This window comes from Parasphingomonas halimpatiens (genome assembly GCF_036663795.1).
In the GTDB taxonomy this organism is placed as follows: Bacteria; Pseudomonadota; Alphaproteobacteria; order Sphingomonadales; family Sphingomonadaceae; genus Sphingomonas.
In genome coordinates, this window is record NZ_JAXOJP010000037.1 from 23,084 (window position 1) to 38,527 (window position 15,444).

The 15,444-nt window shown below is 66.5% G+C and carries 13 protein-coding genes; 6 read left to right on the forward strand and 7 right to left on the reverse strand.

The window, feature by feature from the left end; translation table 11 throughout:
- Positions 1 to 34 precede the first annotated feature (34 nt).
- Positions 35 to 868: an HpcH/HpaI aldolase/citrate lyase family protein gene (locus U1839_RS22945; protein WP_332805900.1), complete on the reverse strand. Its 834-nt coding sequence runs from the start codon at positions 866 to 868 to the stop codon at positions 35 to 37.
- A 137-nt stretch (positions 869 to 1,005) separates the two neighbouring features.
- On the opposite strand from U1839_RS22945, the gene U1839_RS22950 reads away from it, so the two are divergent.
- Positions 1,006 to 3,183 (forward strand): TonB-dependent receptor, encoded by a 2,178-nt coding sequence (locus U1839_RS22950; RefSeq protein WP_332805901.1) that lies wholly within the window; start codon positions 1,006 to 1,008, stop codon positions 3,181 to 3,183.
- A 91-nt stretch (positions 3,184 to 3,274) separates the two neighbouring features.
- Here the strand turns inward: U1839_RS22950 and galE are convergent, their stop codons facing one another.
- Positions 3,275 to 4,273: a UDP-glucose 4-epimerase GalE gene (gene galE / locus U1839_RS22955; RefSeq protein WP_332805902.1), complete on the reverse strand. Its 999-nt coding sequence runs from the start codon at positions 4,271 to 4,273 to the stop codon at positions 3,275 to 3,277.
- 91 nt (positions 4,274 to 4,364) lie between these two features.
- Between galE and msrA the strand changes: the two genes are divergently transcribed.
- Positions 4,365 to 4,913, forward strand: a complete 549-nt coding sequence (gene msrA / locus U1839_RS22960; RefSeq protein WP_332805903.1) for a peptide-methionine (S)-S-oxide reductase MsrA — start codon at positions 4,365 to 4,367, stop codon at positions 4,911 to 4,913.
- A gap of 255 nt (positions 4,914 to 5,168) precedes the next feature.
- On the opposite strand, the gene aqpZ is transcribed toward msrA, so the two are convergent.
- Entirely contained in the window at positions 5,169 to 5,900 is a 732-nt protein-coding gene (gene aqpZ, locus U1839_RS22965; RefSeq protein ID WP_332805904.1) for an aquaporin Z, read from the reverse strand.
- An 83-nt stretch (positions 5,901 to 5,983) separates the two neighbouring features.
- Positions 5,984 to 6,982 carry an L-threonylcarbamoyladenylate synthase gene (locus U1839_RS22970; RefSeq protein WP_332805905.1) on the reverse strand — a complete coding sequence of 333 codons (999 nt, stop codon included), beginning with the start codon at positions 6,980 to 6,982 and terminating at the stop codon, positions 5,984 to 5,986.
- Between the two features lie 48 nt (positions 6,983 to 7,030).
- On the opposite strand from U1839_RS22970, the gene U1839_RS22975 reads away from it, so the two are divergent.
- Complete coding sequence (locus U1839_RS22975) at positions 7,031 to 8,743, forward strand: acyl-CoA dehydrogenase family protein (RefSeq protein ID WP_332805906.1); 1,713 nt, start codon at positions 7,031 to 7,033, stop codon at positions 8,741 to 8,743.
- A 216-nt stretch (positions 8,744 to 8,959) separates the two neighbouring features.
- Here the strand turns inward: U1839_RS22975 and U1839_RS22980 are convergent, their stop codons facing one another.
- Complete coding sequence (locus U1839_RS22980) at positions 8,960 to 9,316, reverse strand: GntR family transcriptional regulator (RefSeq protein ID WP_281130174.1); 357 nt, start codon at positions 9,314 to 9,316, stop codon at positions 8,960 to 8,962.
- 39 nt (positions 9,317 to 9,355) lie between these two features.
- Positions 9,356 to 9,934 carry a nitroreductase family protein gene (locus tag U1839_RS22985; RefSeq protein WP_332805907.1) on the reverse strand — a complete coding sequence of 193 codons (579 nt, stop codon included), beginning with the start codon at positions 9,932 to 9,934 and terminating at the stop codon, positions 9,356 to 9,358.
- A gap of 115 nt (positions 9,935 to 10,049) precedes the next feature.
- Between U1839_RS22985 and U1839_RS22990 the strand changes: the two genes are divergently transcribed.
- Both U1839_RS22990 and U1839_RS22995 read left to right on the forward strand, forming a co-directional pair.
- A complete protein-coding gene (locus U1839_RS22990) occupies positions 10,050 to 11,861 on the forward strand; it encodes a peptide MFS transporter (RefSeq protein ID WP_332805908.1) in 1,812 nt (603 codons plus the stop codon).
- A 25-nt stretch (positions 11,862 to 11,886) separates the two neighbouring features.
- Complete coding sequence (locus tag U1839_RS22995; RefSeq protein ID WP_332805909.1) at positions 11,887 to 12,579, forward strand: NnrU family protein; 693 nt, start codon at positions 11,887 to 11,889, stop codon at positions 12,577 to 12,579.
- Here U1839_RS22995 and U1839_RS23000 read toward each other — a convergent pair.
- Positions 12,574 to 13,566, reverse strand: a complete 993-nt coding sequence (locus tag U1839_RS23000) for an aldo/keto reductase (RefSeq protein WP_332805910.1) — start codon at positions 13,564 to 13,566, stop codon at positions 12,574 to 12,576. The two genes, U1839_RS22995 and U1839_RS23000, sit on opposite strands and share 6 nt — an antisense overlap.
- Before the next feature lie 402 nt (positions 13,567 to 13,968).
- On the opposite strand from U1839_RS23000, the gene glmM reads away from it, so the two are divergent.
- A complete protein-coding gene (glmM, locus tag U1839_RS23005; protein ID WP_332805911.1) occupies positions 13,969 to 15,306 on the forward strand; it encodes a phosphoglucosamine mutase in 1,338 nt (445 codons plus the stop codon).
- Positions 15,307 to 15,444 lie beyond the last annotated feature (138 nt).

The following is a 15,444-nucleotide window of genomic DNA, read 5'->3' on the forward strand; positions in this document are numbered from 1 at the left end:
CGGAACAAGTCCGGGGTGACGGAAAGAGGCGTCTTTACGCGAGCGAAGCGAGGAGCCGTTGCGCCGATTTGAGGTGCGGGGCGTCGACCATCTTGCCGTCGAGGCTCAGCGCGCCGGCGCCGGGGTTGGCGGCGAACAAAGCGACGATCGCGCGGGCATGGGCGATCTCGGCTTCGCCCGGCGTGAAGGCGGCGTTGATCACCGCGATCTGCGCCGGATGGATCGCCATCATGCCGGTAAAGCCGTCGCGCCGCCCGCGCGCGGCATAGCCGGCAAGGCCGTCGAGATCGCGGAAATCGGGATAGACCGTCTCGATCGCCGGCACGCCGGCGGCATGCGCGCCGAACAAGGCGAGCGAGCGCGCCAGCTGATAGGGCGCGGTGTAGCTGCCATCGGCCTCGCGCGACGTCGCCGCGCCGATCGCGGCGGGCAAGTCCTCGGCGCCCCAGGTCAGCCCCGCGAGCCGCGGCGTGACGCCGCCATAGCTGCCCATGGTGAAGATCGCCGCCGCCGTTTCCGAGGCGATCGGCAGGATCATGATGTCGCCGCTGAGCCGCGCGTCGAGCGCGCGCAGGCTGTCGGCGCCTTCCGCCTTGGGCAGCATGATGCCGTCGGGGCGGTACGGCAGGATCGCGGCGAGATCGTCATCGATCAGTCCGCTATCGAGCGGATTGACGCGCACGAACAGCGTCATGCGGCGCTCCGCCGCGAGAAAGGCAGCGATCGCCGCGCGCGCGGTCGGTTTGGCAGCGGGTGTCACCGCGTCCTCGAGATCGAGGATCAGCGCATCGGCGCCGAGCGACGGCGCCTTTTCCATGCGCTCGGGACGATCCCCGGGTACGAACAATAACGAGCGCAACCGGGCCATTCATCTCTCCGCAAGCTTCGACACGCCAACGACCTAACACAGCCGAATCGTTTCCGGGAGACGACGAAACGGTCTTGATACTTTATCACATCACATATATTGCGGCGCACAACGAACCCGAAAGGTTGTCTCTCCCGATGTTGCGAACCACTTTGTTGTCGACCGCTGCCGTGTTGCTCTTTGCGCCGCTCGCCGCCCAGGCCGGCACCACCCCGGCCGCGCCAGCCGCCGACGATGCCGGCCAGAAAGCCGCCGCGGACGAGGCGACGGTGCCGCAGGACGTCGTCGTCACCGCGCAGCGCCTCGACGCGGCGCGTGCGTCGATCCAGCCCGGGCTCGGCGCGACGACCTATTCGATCACCGACGCGACGATCGCCGCGCTGCCCGGCGGCGACAACCAGCAGCTCAACCAGATCCTGCTCCAGTTGCCCGGCGTGTCGCAGGACGGCGGCGGCCAGCTGCATGTCCGCAACGACCATGGCAATCTGCAATATCGCATCAACGGCACGATCCTGCCCGAGGGCATCGCGGTGTTCGGCCAGACGCTCAGCCCGCGCCTCGTCGAGCGCTTCGACCTGCGCACCGGCGCGCTGCCGGCGCAATATGGCCTGCGCACCGCCGGCGTGATCGACATCACCACCAAGACCGGGTTCAAGAATGGCGGCGAGATCTCGCTCTATGGCGGCAGCCGCGACACGATCGAGCCGAGCGTCGAATATGGCGGCACGACGAGCAACGGCAACACCAATTACTTCGTCACCGGCAGCTATCGTCACAATGCGCTGGGGATCGAGGCGGTCGATGCCGGGCGCACCGCGCTGCACGACAAGACCGACCAATATCAGGCGTTCGTCTATGTCGACCACACGCTGAACGAGAGCAACCGCCTCTCGCTGGTCGGCGGTTATGCCGACCAGAGCTTCCAGATTCCCAATCCGCGCGGGCTGCATCCCGACGGGACCTACGACGTCGGCGGGGTCAAAGATTTTCTCAGCGACAATCTCGACCAGCGACAGCACGAGCGCACCGCTTTCGCGATCGCCAGCCTGCTCCACGATGCCGGCCCGCTGACGCTGCAGGCGTCGCTGTTCGCGCGTTATTCGAGCCTGCGCTACACCCCGGACACGCTCGGCGAACTGCTGTTCAACGGCAGTGCGCAGACCGCCGACAAGAAGGATTTCACCACCGGGGTGCAGGTCGAGGGGGTGTACCGCGCGAGCGACGCGCACACCATCCGCGCCGGGGTGGTCGTAACGCGCGATCACGGCATGAGCCGGACGAGCACCCAGGTCTTCCCGACCGACGTCAACGGCGCGCAGACCGGCCAGCCCTTTGCCATCGCCGAGAACAACAGCGCGACCGAGATGACCTACAGCGTCTATCTGCAGGACGAATGGAAGCCGTTCGACCTGCTGACGATCAATTTCGGCGGCCGCTTCGACCATTATAAGGGCTTTCGCCGCGAATCCGCCTTCAGCCCGCGGCTCAACGCGGTGCTGATGCCGGGCGGCGGGGTGACGTTGCATGCCGGCTATGCGCGCTATTTCTCGCCGCCGCCCTTCGCCAATATCGCGCTGACCAGCGTGCTGAAGTTCAAGGGTACCAGCGCGTTGTCGCCGGGCGCGATCCTGCTCGACGACGCACCCTATGCCGAGACGCAGGACTATTTCGACGTCGGGCTCGAGTGGAAGCTGAGCAGCACGGTGACGCTCGGCATCGACGGCTATCACCGCCACTCGCATCGGCTGGTCGACGAGGGCCAGTTCGGCGCACCGATCATCCTCACGCCGTTCAACTACGACCATGGCAATGTCCACGGCGTCGAGTTCAACATCGGCTATACCGCGCACGGCCTCTCGCTCTACGGCAACATCGCTTATGCGCGGGCAAAGGGCGAATATATCGTCTCGTCGCAGTTCAACTTCGACCCCGCCGAACTGGCGTACATCGCCAATCACTATATCTATCTCGACCATGACCAGACCTGGACCGGCTCGGCGGGCGCTTCGTACAAGCTCGGCGGCGGCACCGAGATCGGCGCGAGCATGATCTATGGCTCGGGGCTGCGCACCGCCGGCCCGATCCCGCCGGGCGGTACCGACCCGATCCCCAATGGCGGCAAGCTGCCCGGCTATGCGACCTTCAACCTGACCGCGAGCCACAAATTCGCCGGCCCCGGCATCGAGATCCGCGCCGACATCACCAACCTGTTCGACCATGTTTACGAGATCCGCGACGGCGCCGGGGTCGGGGTCGGTGCACCGCAATTCGGGGCGCGGCGCGGCTTCTTCTTCGGGATCAGCAAGTCGATTTGAGCCAAGTGCTCCTGCGCACGCAGGAGCCCAGGGTTTCAGGCGTGACGATTGTGGCTCTGGGTTCCTGCTTTCGCAGGAACACGGTGACTCCTCAGCCCTGCCGCTCGCCCAGCACTCGTTCCCATGCCAGCGCGTCGCCGACGATGGTGTCGAGATCGGCGCGTTGCGGCGTCCAGTCGAGCGTCGCGAGGATCGCGCGATTGTCGGCAACCAGCGCGCCCGAATCGCCCAGTCGGCGCGGGCCGATCTGACGCACCAGCTTCATGTTGGTCACCCGGTCGACCGCGTCGAGCACCTCGAGCACCGAGAAGCCGCGGCCATAGCCGGCGTTGAGCGTGTGGCTCTCGCTCGGGCGCGCGATCAGCAGGTCGAGCGCCGCGACATGCGCGGCGGCGAGATCGCTGACATGGATATAGTCGCGCACGCCGGTGCCGTCGGGCGTGTCGTAATCGGTGCCGAACACCGAGACATGGTCGCGCTTGCCGGTCGCCGCCTCGACCGCGATCTTGATCAGGTGCGTCGCGCCGGCGGTCGACTGGCCGGTGCGCTGCTGCGGGTCGGCGCCGGCGACGTTGAAATAACGCAGCGCGCAATAGTTGATCGGATGCGCCACTGCGACGTCACGCAGCATCGCCTCGGTCATCAGCTTCGACGTGCCGTACGGGTTGATCGGGATCGTCGGATCGCCCTCCGCGACCGGGATCTTCTCGGGCATGCCATAGGTCGCCGCGGTCGAGGAGAAGATGAAGTGCTTCACGCCGCTGACCACCGCGCTTTCGAGCAGCGCGCGGCTGGCGACGGTGTTGTTGCGATAATATTTGAGCGGATCGGTGACCGATTCGGGCACGATGATCGACCCGGCGAAATGCATCACCGCGGTGACGGCGTGGTCGCGCATCGTCGCGCGGACGAGGTCGTCGTCCTCGATATTGCCCTGCACCAGCGTCGCGCGCGGGTCGACCGCCCAGGCGAAACCGGTGGTGAGATTGTCGACCACGACGACGCGGTAGCCCGCATCGAGCAGCGCCAATACCGCGTGGCTACCGATATAGCCCGCGCCGCCCGTCACCAGCGCCGTTACGTCACGCATGATTGTCTCCCGCGAAGGCATCTCGCCTAGCAACGCGGATTGCGTCGCGCCACCGCGTTCCTATCTTGGGGAGACTTACAAGGAGCTTATCATGGCAAGCGAAGTCGCCACGCTGGCGGGCGGATGTTTCTGGTGCACCGAGGCGGTGTTCAACGACGTGATCGGCGTCGAAAAGGTCGAGAGCGGTTATATCGGCGGCACCGCCGACCATCCGACCTACAAGCAGGTGTGCAGCGGCGACACCGGCCATGCCGAGGCGATCCGCATCACCTTCGACAATGAACAGCTGAGCTATGCCGACCTGTTGGCGATGTTCTTCGCGACGCACGACCCGACGACGCTCAACCGCCAGGGCAACGATGTCGGCACGCAATATCGCTCGGCGATCTTCCCGCACAGCGCCGACCAGCGCGAGGAAGCGCAGGCGGCGATCGCGCGCGCCGCCGCCGACTGGCCCGCGCCGATCGTCACGACGATCGAGCAGCTGTCGCACTGGTGGCCGGCCGAGGACTATCACCAGGAATATTGGGAAGGCGAAGGCCAGCGCAATCCCTATTGCATGGCGGTGATCCCGCCCAAGCTCGCCAAGCTGCGCAAGAGCTTCGCCGCACGTTCCAAGGCGGCGGCGACGGCGGCCTGAGCCGATCGACCTCCCCCTCGAAAGCTACCGCATTCACGCAACACGCGAGATGGCGCCTAAACCCTTCTCCCCTTGTGGGAGAAGGTGGCGCGAAGCGTCGGATGAGGGGGAGTCACGAGCGCGACGTCCGCGTCAGTCCCCCTCACCCTCCCACTGCCTTCGGCAGCGGGCCCCTCCCTCTCCCACAAGGGGAGAGGGGACTATCCCCGCCCCATTGTGAATCTGGTGGCCCCCGCGAAGGGGAGGGGGATATGGTCAGAGCGCGGCGCCCTCGACCGGCGGCCTGACCGTCGCGTCGGCGCCGAGCGCCTTGTAGACGAACCCGCCCAGCGCGCCGCCGATCAGCGGCGCGACCCAGAACAGCCACAGCTGCGAGAGCGCCCAGCCGCCGACGATCAGCGCCGGGCCGGTGCTGCGCGCCGGGTTGACCGAGGTGTTGGTCACCGGAATGCTGATCAGGTGGATCAGCGTCAGTGCGAGGCCGATGGCGATCGGCGCGAAACCGGCGGGCGCGCGCGTGTCGGTCGCGCCCATGATCACAAGCAGGAAGAAGAAGGTGAGCACGATCTCGACGATCAGTCCCGACATCATCGAGAAATGGCCGGGCGAATGTTCGCCGAAGCCGTTCGCGGCGAGCGTGCTGGTCGCGGCCGCATAGTCCGGGCTGCCGCCGAGAATGACGTAGAGCAGCGCCGCCGCGAGGCACGCGCCGAGCACCTGCGAGACGATATAGAGCGGCATGTCCTTCGCCGGAAAACGCCCGCCGGCCCAGAGCCCGACGGTCACCGCCGGGTTGAGATGGCAGCCCGAGATATGCCCGATGGTATAGGCCATGGTCAGCACCGTCAGCCCGAAGGCGAGCGACACGCCGACATAGCCGATCCCGACCAGCGGCACGCCCGCCGCCAGGACCGCGCTGCCGCACCCGCCAAAGACGAGCCAGAAGGTGCCGATGAATTCGGCAAGACCGCGTTGCGTATTGGTCATGATGCATCCTTCCCCTGCGCTCGCCTGTTGGCGAGTCGTGGCGGAAGCCTACACCTCGTTACGGCAACGTAAAGACCGCGCGCTCAGGCGGCCTCCTCGGGCCCGGGATGCGCCGCGCGGCGTAGCCGGTCGTTGATCGCCGCGCCGATGCCGTCATCGGGCACTGGCGCGACGGCGATCCTCGCCCTGGGCGAGGCGTCGGCGCGGTGCAGCGCGTCGAACAGCCGCGTGGCGGCTTCTTCGAGATCGCCGCTGGCGGACAGGGTGTCGTCGCCAGCTATCGCGCCGAAGCCGATCATCCATTCGTCCTCGCCGCCGCGCGGCGCGTCGATGCGCAGCGGCTTGCGCGGTGCATAATGGCTGCTCATCTGCCCGGGCGCCTCGATCGTGTCGGGCTGGTCGATATGCGTGTCGAAGCGCTCGACCGGCGCTTCGTCGCCGCCCAGCGCGCGGCGCAGCATGGCACTGGTGACCGGCCCCTCGCGCAGAATCCGCGTCATGCCGAACACCTCGCGCACGATGGTCGATTCGAGCCCGCGCTCGGTCGCGCCGTCGTCGACGATCAGCGCGACGCGCCCACCGAGACTGTCGAGCACATGCTGCGCGCGCGTTGGGCTGATCGACCCGCTGGCATTGGCGGAAGGCGCGGCGAGCGGCTTGCCCGTCGCGGCGAGCAGCGTGCGCATCGCGCGGTGCGCCGGCACGCGGATCGCGATCGTGTCGAGCCCGGCGGTGACCAGCGCGGCGATCGGCGCGCGCGGGCGGCGTGGCAGCACCAGCGTCAGCGGTCCCGGCCAGAAGGCGCGCGCGAGCAACAGCGCGCGCTGGTCGAACACCGCCAGCTGCTCCGCCGCGGCGAGATCGGGCACATGCACGATCAGCGGGTTGAAGCTCGGCCGGCCCTTGGCGGCATAGATCCGCGCCACCGCTGCGGCGTCGGTCGCATCGGCGGCAAGGCCGTAGACCGTCTCGGTCGGGATCGCGACCGGCTGCCCATCCGCGATCAGCCGCGCGGCCTCGGCGATGGTCTCGTCACCAAAGGGCAGCATGCGGGTCGTGACAGACGGGTTTGGATCGGACATGGCGCGCGGCTATAGCGGCCCGCGCCGTTTGCGATAAGGAATTCGACCGTGTTCACCCCCGCCACCGCCGATCAGCGTTTCGTGCTCGACCATGTCGTCGACATCGCCGGTCTCGCCGGGACCGAGCGTTTTGCCGCCGCCTCGTCCGACGTGGTCGATGCCGTGCTCGAGGGCGCCGGGGCGCTGGCGGCGGGCGAATGGGCGCCGCTGCTGCGCGAGGGCGACACCGCCGGCCCGAAATGGACGCCGGAAGGGGTGAAGATGCCCGCCAGCTTCATCAAGGCCTATCACGACTATGTCGAGGGCGGCTGGGGCACGATCGGCGTGCCGGAGGCATTTGGTGGGCAGGGGCTGCCCTTCGCGCTGCAGACCGCGGTGCTCGACACGCTCGGCGCGGCGAACATGGGCTTCGCGCTCGCCCCGACGCTGACCGTCGGCGCGATCGAATCGCTGATCCATCACGGCACGCCCGAACAGCAGGCGCTGTATCTGCCGCATCTCGCGACGGGCGCATGGACGGGCACGATGAACCTCACCGAATCGCAGGCCGGCTCCGACGTCGGCGCGCTGCGCAGCCAGGCCACGCCGGTCGGCGACGGCACGTGGAAGGTGAAGGGCACCAAGATCTTCATCTCGTTCGGCGACCATGACATGGCGCCCAACATCGTACATCTCGTGCTCGCGCGCACCCCGGACGCGCCGGCGGGCACGCGCGGCATCTCGCTGTTCCTCGTGCCGAAATACCGCCTCGACGCCGATGGCGCGCCGGGCGCGTTCAACGATGTCCGCGTCGTATCGATCGAGCACAAGATGGGGCTCCACGCCTCGCCGACCTGCGTGTTGAGCTTCGGCGACAATGACGACTGCATCGGCGAGCTGATCGGCCCGATCAATGGCGGCATGCGCGCGATGTTCACGATGATGAACAATGCCCGGCTCAATGTCGGGCTGCAGGGCGTGCAGGTCGCCGAGGCCGCGACGCAAAAGGCGGTGGCCTATGCCCGCGAGCGGATCCAGTCGGCGCGCGCCGGCTCGCCCGATCGCACGCCCGTTGCGATCATCGAGCATCCCGACGTCCGCCGCATGCTGCTGCGCATGAAGGCGCAGACCCAGGCGGCGCGCGCTTTGGTCTATTATGCTGCCGGCATGGTCGATCGCGCCGGGCTCGGCGATGCCGCGGCCAATGCCCGGCTCGAACTGGTCACGCCGCTGGCCAAGGCGCACGGCACCGATATCGGCTGCGAGATCGCCAGCATCGGCGTCCAGGTCCATGGCGGCATGGGTTATATCGAGGAGACCGGCGCGGCGCAGTTCTACCGCGATGCGCGCATCACGCCGATCTATGAGGGCACCAACGGCATCCAGGCCGCCGATCTCGTCGGGCGCAAGCTCGGACTCGACAATGGCGGGGCCTTCGCCGCGCTGATCGCCGACATGCGCGCCGAGGTGCAGGACGCCTATCTGCGCGAGCTGATCGACACCTGCGACGCGATCGGCCATACGCTCTCCACGGCCGACGCCGATGACAAGTTGGCGGCGAGCTATCCCTTCCTGACCATGCTGTCGGTCGCGACCTGCGGCTGGCTGATGGAACGCCAGGGCCGTGCGGCGACCGGCGACGATTCCTTCGCCGCGATGAAGCGCGCGGCGGTGGCCTTCTATATCGACCAGATCGTGCCGGAAGCGCTAGGGCTCAAGGCTGCGGCGACGGCATCGGCCGCGGTGCTGTATTCGGTGCCGGCGGAGGCGTTCGCGGCCTGAGGGGCAAGAAGAAGAGGATCTGTTCACGCGGAGGCGCGGAGGCGCGGAGATTGCGTTGGCGGCGTCGGTCTCGTGTCAGCAAAAATGCTCCACCCGTGGCAAGGTAGTGCCGAGGCGCGCTTTCGCGCGATCGCTCACCGCGAAGGCAACATCTCCGCGCCTCCGCGTGAACAAAATGTCTTTATTCTTCTCGGACTTCGAAACGACGCGTACTGCTTACGCCAGATCGCGCTCCAGCAAGTCCGCCGCGTTCAGCCCGAGCAGGTTGATATGCTCGGCGACGCGCGGCCAGGTGTTGTTGACGAAATAGTCGCGCTCGGCGACGCGCAGCTTGTCGGCCGCGCCGGGCAGCACGAACATGCCGACGCCGCGCCGCACCTCGACATACCCATCGTCCTGGAAGCTCTGATAGGCCTTGGCCACGGTCAGCGGATTGGCGCCATGTTCGGCGGCGAGCGCGCGCACCGAAGGGAGCTGGTCGCCCGCGCGATAATCACCGCGCAGGATCGCGGCGGAGATCGTCCCGCGAAGCTTGATGTAGACCGGGCTGTCGTCGTTGCTAAGTGCTGTCATGCTGCTCTAATACAGCAATTGACGGTGGAGTCCAGTCTTTCAACCGTTCCAGACCGAAATTATCTTACCCAAATCGGGGCGCGGACGCTCTTCTAATTGCTTGGCCGGCGTGCCGATGAACACGAAACCGACGATCCGCTCGGGCGCCGCGCCGAATGCGTCGCGCACCGCATCGCTATAGCTCGCCCAGCCGGTCAGCCAGCCGGCGGCAAAGCCCATCGCATGCGCGGCGTGGAGCAGGTTCATGCACGCGGCACCCGCCGAAAGCTCCTGCTCCCACAAGGGGATATGGCTTTCGGGCCGGGGCGATGACAGCATCACGATCAGCGCCGGCGCCTGGTGCGCGAACTGCTCGAACGATTCGCGTTCGAGTCGGCCCGCTTCGGGGCGCTCGGCCAGATAGGCGGTGGTGATGACCTCGGCGAGCCGGTCGCGCTGGTCATCGGGCACGATCACGAAGCGCCACGGCGCGAGCTTGCCATGGTCGGGTGTGCGCGCGGCGATCTCGATCATGGCTGTGAGCTGCCCCGCATCGGGGCCGGGCGCGATCAGATCGCGCGGCTTGCCCGAGCGGCGCGTGGCGAGCAGCGTGAGCGGTGAGGAAGTGTCGTTGAACATGCGCCGTCATCTAGCGACCGCGCCGCATATTTACACCCGGGTTAATGCCGCTAGTCTCCGCCGCCATCAGCGCCGCATCTGACGGCGCACCAAATATGCTGGGAGCAATCGAAAAATGGTGGACACCCCGACCGCGGACAGCCCGCGAGAGCCGGACATCACCCATGTCAATCCGGCCACCGGCGATACCTGGTTCGGCCATCCACGCCAGCTTGCGCGATTGTTCACCACTGAAATGTGGGAACGGTTTGGCTATTACGGCATGCGCGCGCTGCTCATGCTCTACCTCACCAAGCATTTCATTTTCAGCGATGGAGAGGCGGCGGGGCTCTATGGCGGTTATACCGCGCTGGTATATCTGACGCCGCTGATTGGCGGTTATCTCGCCGACCAATATCTCGGCTCGAAGCGCTCGGTGAAGTTCGGCGCGATCGTGATGGCGATCGGCTATTTCACGCTTGCGTTCGGCGGAACGCCTTCCAAGCCCTATGCTGTGATCGACGGCCATCGCTACGAGGTGCAGGTCGATAATTTTCGCGACGGGCCGACCAGCGCCAAGAACGAGAAGCGCATGCTGGTTGACGGTACCAGTCGCTATGAGGTCAAGGGCAACGAGGACGGCACCATCGCCCTGCTCAACGCCGACGGCTCGGTTTCGCGCACGATCCCCAAGGGCGGTCTCGAATCGAAGAGCGAAAAGAACCCTTTCAACGTCGCGATCCTGTTGCTCGCGCTGTCGTTGATCTCCGTCGGCAATGGCTTCTTCAAGCCCAATATCTCAACCATGGTCGGCGAACTCTACGCGCGGAATGACGGCCGACGCGATGCCGGTTTCACGATCTTCTATATGGGCATCAACCTCGGTTCTATCCTCGGACAACTCGCCTGCCCATTCCTCGCCGACTGGATCGGCTGGCCTGCGGGCCTCGCCTGTGCCGGTGTCGGGATGCTGATTTCCTGGACGCTGATCCAGTTCAATGGCGGACGACTCGACAGCTATGGCGAACCTCCTGTGCGCATCGGCCCGGATCGCACGATGCTGATTTACATCTGTGCCGTGGTCGCCGTACCGCTGTTCTACCTGCTGTTCCAGAACGTGCTGGCGACGCCGCGCATCGAAGCGGGCGGCACCTTTGGCGCCGCGCTGATGGCGTTGCCGTTGCTCAACAAGATGCTCTACATCACCTTCTTCCTATCGGTGCCCGGCATTCTGATCTGGACCTGGGTCGCGGGCGATCGGCGCGAATTCCAGATGATGGTGGTGGCGATGGTGCTAATCACATTCAACGTCGTGTTCTGGACATTGTTCGAGCAAGCCGGGTCGTCGCTGACGCTGTTCGCCGACCGCAATACCAATCTCCACGTCATCGGGAACTGGTCGCTGTCGGCGCCGCAAACGCAGAATTTCAACCCGATCTCTGTGGTGCTGTTCGCGCCGGTGTTGAGTCTGCTTTGGGCGTGGCTTGCGAAGCGCAAGTTGGAGCCTTCCATCCCGGTCAAGTTCGCCATCGCATTGATGGGCGTCGGCGGCGGCTTCCTGTTCCTCGTCTGGGGATCGACCTTCGCCGGTCCTGATTTCAAGGTTGGACTGTGGTGGATCGCCGGACTTTATCTTATCCATAGTCTTGCGGAGCTGTGTATCTCGCCGGTCGGATTGTCGATGATCACCAAGCTGTCGCTGGCGCGGATCGTCGGGCTGATGATGGGGGTCTGGTTCCTGTCGATTTCGGTGGCGCAATCGCTCGCCGGGCTACTTGCCCAATCTGCGAGTGTCGAAACCGTCGGCGGGCAGGTGACCAACCCCAAGGTCAGTCTCGACACCTATACGACTATCTATCAGCACTATGGTCTTATAACCGTCGGCATCGGCCTTCTGTTGTTGTTGCTGTCGCCGCTGATCAAGAAGTGGATGCACGGCGTAAACTGAAACCGACGCGACGGGAGAAGACGCGATGGACGGAACCGGGCAAATACTCGCCGCAGCGGCGGCGTTCGTCGGCACGCATTTCCTGCTGTCGCATCCCTTGCGCAAGCCGATCGTCGCGCGGCTCGGCGAGGGCGGTTTCATGGTCGTCTATTCGCTCGTCGCCGCGGTGACGCTCGGCTGGCTCGCGCTGGCCTATCGCGCCGCACCGATGTCCGCGCCGCTCTGGCCGGTCGGCGACGGGCTGTGGGCGCTGGTCACGCTGGTCATGCTCGTCGCGAGCGTGCTGCTGATGGGCTCGCTGATCGGCAATCCGGCGCTGCCCGGCCCAGCCGGCGCGGTGCCGGCGACTGCCAAGGGCGTGTTCGCCATCACGCGCCACCCGATGATGTGGAGCATGGCGCTGTGGGGCCTGTGCCACATCGCGGTGTTCCCGGTCGCCGCCAACATCGTCGTCGCCGGCGCGGTGATCGTCCTCGCGCTGGTCGGCGCGCGGCTGCAGGACGCCAAGAAGGAAGCGCTCCAGCCCGAACGCTGGCGCGACTGGGAAGCCAAGACGAGCTACTGGCCGTTCGCCGCGATCGCCGCCGGCCGCGCGCGCTTCGGCGACTTTCGCCCGCACGACATTGCCGGCGGGGTGGTGATCTGGCTCGCCGCGACCTGGGCACATATCCCGCTCGCCGGCATGGCGGCGGGCGTGTGGCGGTGGTTCAGCCTATAGCTTGACCATCCGCATGCCGCGCTCGGCGTAGCGCGGGCCGGCGGTGCCGCCGCGCGGTGCCGCGGCATCGATCTCGGCGAGGTCCTGTGCGGTCAGCGCGACATCGGGGGCGCCGGCGCTGTCGGCCATCGTCGCGCGGCGCTTGACGCCGGGGATCGGCACCACGTCGTCGCCCTGCGCCAGCAGCCATGCCAGTGCGACCTGCGCGTTCGAGACGCCGTGCCGCGCGGCGACCTTCGCAACCGTCGCGACGATCGCGAGGTTGTGCGGCAGGTTCTCGGCCGAATAGCGCGGGTCGTTGCGCCGCCAGTCGTCGGCCGGGAGATCGTCGAGGCTGGAAATGCCGCCGGCGAGAAAGCCGCGGCCGAGCGGGCTGTACGGCACGAAGCCGATGCCGAGTTCGCGGCAGACCGGCAGGATCTCGTCCTCGACGTCGCGCTCCCAGATCGAATATTCGGTCTGCAATGCGGCGATCGGGTGGACCTTCGCGGCGCGGCGCAGCGTTTCGGGACCAGCCTCCGAGAGGCCGATATGGCGGATCTTGCCCTCCTTCACCAGCTCGGCCATCCCGCCGACGGTGTCCTCGATCGGCACCTGGGGGTCGACGCGGTGCTGGTACAACAGGTCGATCGTGTCGATACCGAGCCGCTTGAGCGAGCCCTCGACCGCGCGCCGGGCATTGGCCGGGCTGCCGTCGAGCCCGGTCATCTCGTTATCGTTCCAGCGCATCGCGAACTTGGTCGCGATCACCAGCCCGTCGCGCCTGCCCTTGATCGCCGCGCCGACCAGTTCCTCGTTGCTGAACGGGCCATACATTTCGGCGGTGTCGAAGAAGGTCACGCCGAGGTCGATCGCTTCGTGGATCGTGCGGATCGACTCGTCGTCGTCGGCCGCGCCGTAGCTGATATTGCCGTCGCGGATCATCGGCATGCAGCCGATGCCGATCGCGGAAACCTTCAGCCCATCGCCCAGCATACGGTATTTCATCGCGCGTCTCCCTGATCGGTTGCGCGGGATATGGGGTCGGGCGCGCTTGTTTCCATGAGTGTCGGTTCGCGTCGGCGAGCAAGAAGAGGAATTGTTCGCGCAGAGGCGCAGAGGCGCAGAGATTCTCTCCCCTCGCGCCTTCGCGTGAATCCGGATTGTTCACGCGAAGGCGCGAAGGCGCCAAGGGGAATGAGTCCATCCTGGCATTCCATTCTCCCGTTGGACGAAGCCGCTGCCGCAAACTCTCTCTGCGCCTCAGCGCCTCTGCGCGAACAACTTCTTCCTGCCGCCGCGCAGAACGCCGACGCTCCCAGTCGCCCCGCCGCATCGCGCCCTCGCATGTCGCCCGATCCGGCGCTATCACGCCGCCACGATCGAACGGTACGGAGCGGACGCGAAGGCATGGCACGCAAATATTTCGGTACCGACGGCATTCGCGGCGCGACCAACGTCTCGCCGATGACCGCGGCGATGGCGATGAAGGTCGGCATGGCGGCGGGCGCGCATTTCCTGCGCGGCGATCACAAGCACCGCGTCGTCATCGGCAAGGACACGCGGCTGTCGGGTTACATGCTCGAATCGGCGATGGTCGCGGGCTTCACTTCGGTCGGCATGGATGTCGTGCTGGTCGGCCCGATGCCGACCCCGGCGGTGGCGATGCTGACGCATTCGATGCGCGCCGATCTCGGCGTGATGATATCGGCCAGCCACAACCCCTATGCCGACAATGGCATCAAGCTGTTCGGTCCCGACGGCTACAAGCTCAGCGACGAGGACGAGCTGGCGATCGAGGCGCTGATCGACAGCGACATCGCGCTCGCCCCGTCGACCGATATCGGCCGCGCGCGCCGTGTCGACGATGCGCAGGGCCGCTACATCCATTTCGCCAAATCGACCTTCCCGCAAAATCTGCGCCTCGACGGCATGCGCATCGTTATCGATTGCGCCAATGGCGCGGCCTATCGCGTCGCGCCGACCGCCCTGTGGGAACTCGGCGCCGATGTCGTCGCGATCGGCGTCACCCCCAATGGCAAGAACATCAATGACGGCGTCGGCTCGACCGCGCCGCAGACCTTGTGCGAAACCGTCGTCGCCTCGGGCGCGCAGCTCGGCATCGCGCTCGACGGCGATGCCGACCGGCTGATCGTCGTCGACGAGCTGGGCAAGGTTGTCGATGGCGACCAGTTGATGGCGACGATCGCCAGCGGCTGGGCGCGCGCCGGGCGGTTGCAGGGCGGCGGGCTGGTCGCGACGGTGATGTCCAATCTCGGGCTCGAACGTCATCTCGCCGCGCAGGGCATCGGGCTGGTGCGCACCGGCGTCGGCGATCGCCAGGTGCTCGAGGCGATGCGCGCGCAGGGCTATAATGTCGGCGGCGAGCAGTCGGGGCATATCATCCTGTCCGACTATGCCACGACCGGCGACGGGCTCGTCGCGGCGTTGCAGGTGCTCGCCGAGCTGACCTGGTCGGGCGCGCCGGCGAGCGAGTTCCTCCACCGCTTCGAACCGCTGCCGCAATTGCTCAAGAATGTCCGCTTCTCCGGCGGCAAACCGCTCGACGCCGACAGCGTCAAGGCGGTGATCGCCGCCGCCGAGGTCGAACTCGCCGGCAAGGGCCGCCTCGTCATCCGCCCCTCGGGCACCGAGCCGGTGATCCGCGTGATGGCCGAAGGCGACGATCCGGCGCAGGTCGAGCGCGTAGTCGATCGCATCTGCGACGCGGTGCGCGCGGCGGCGTGAAGCCCCCTCTCCCCTTGTGGGCTACCAGATTCACACATTGGTCTGGTATCCGAGGGTTTGGATGGCACGTTTAGCGGCCTGGATTTCGAGCCATCCGTTGAGCATGACGACCGGGCCGGGTTTTCCGTAGTAGCCGGT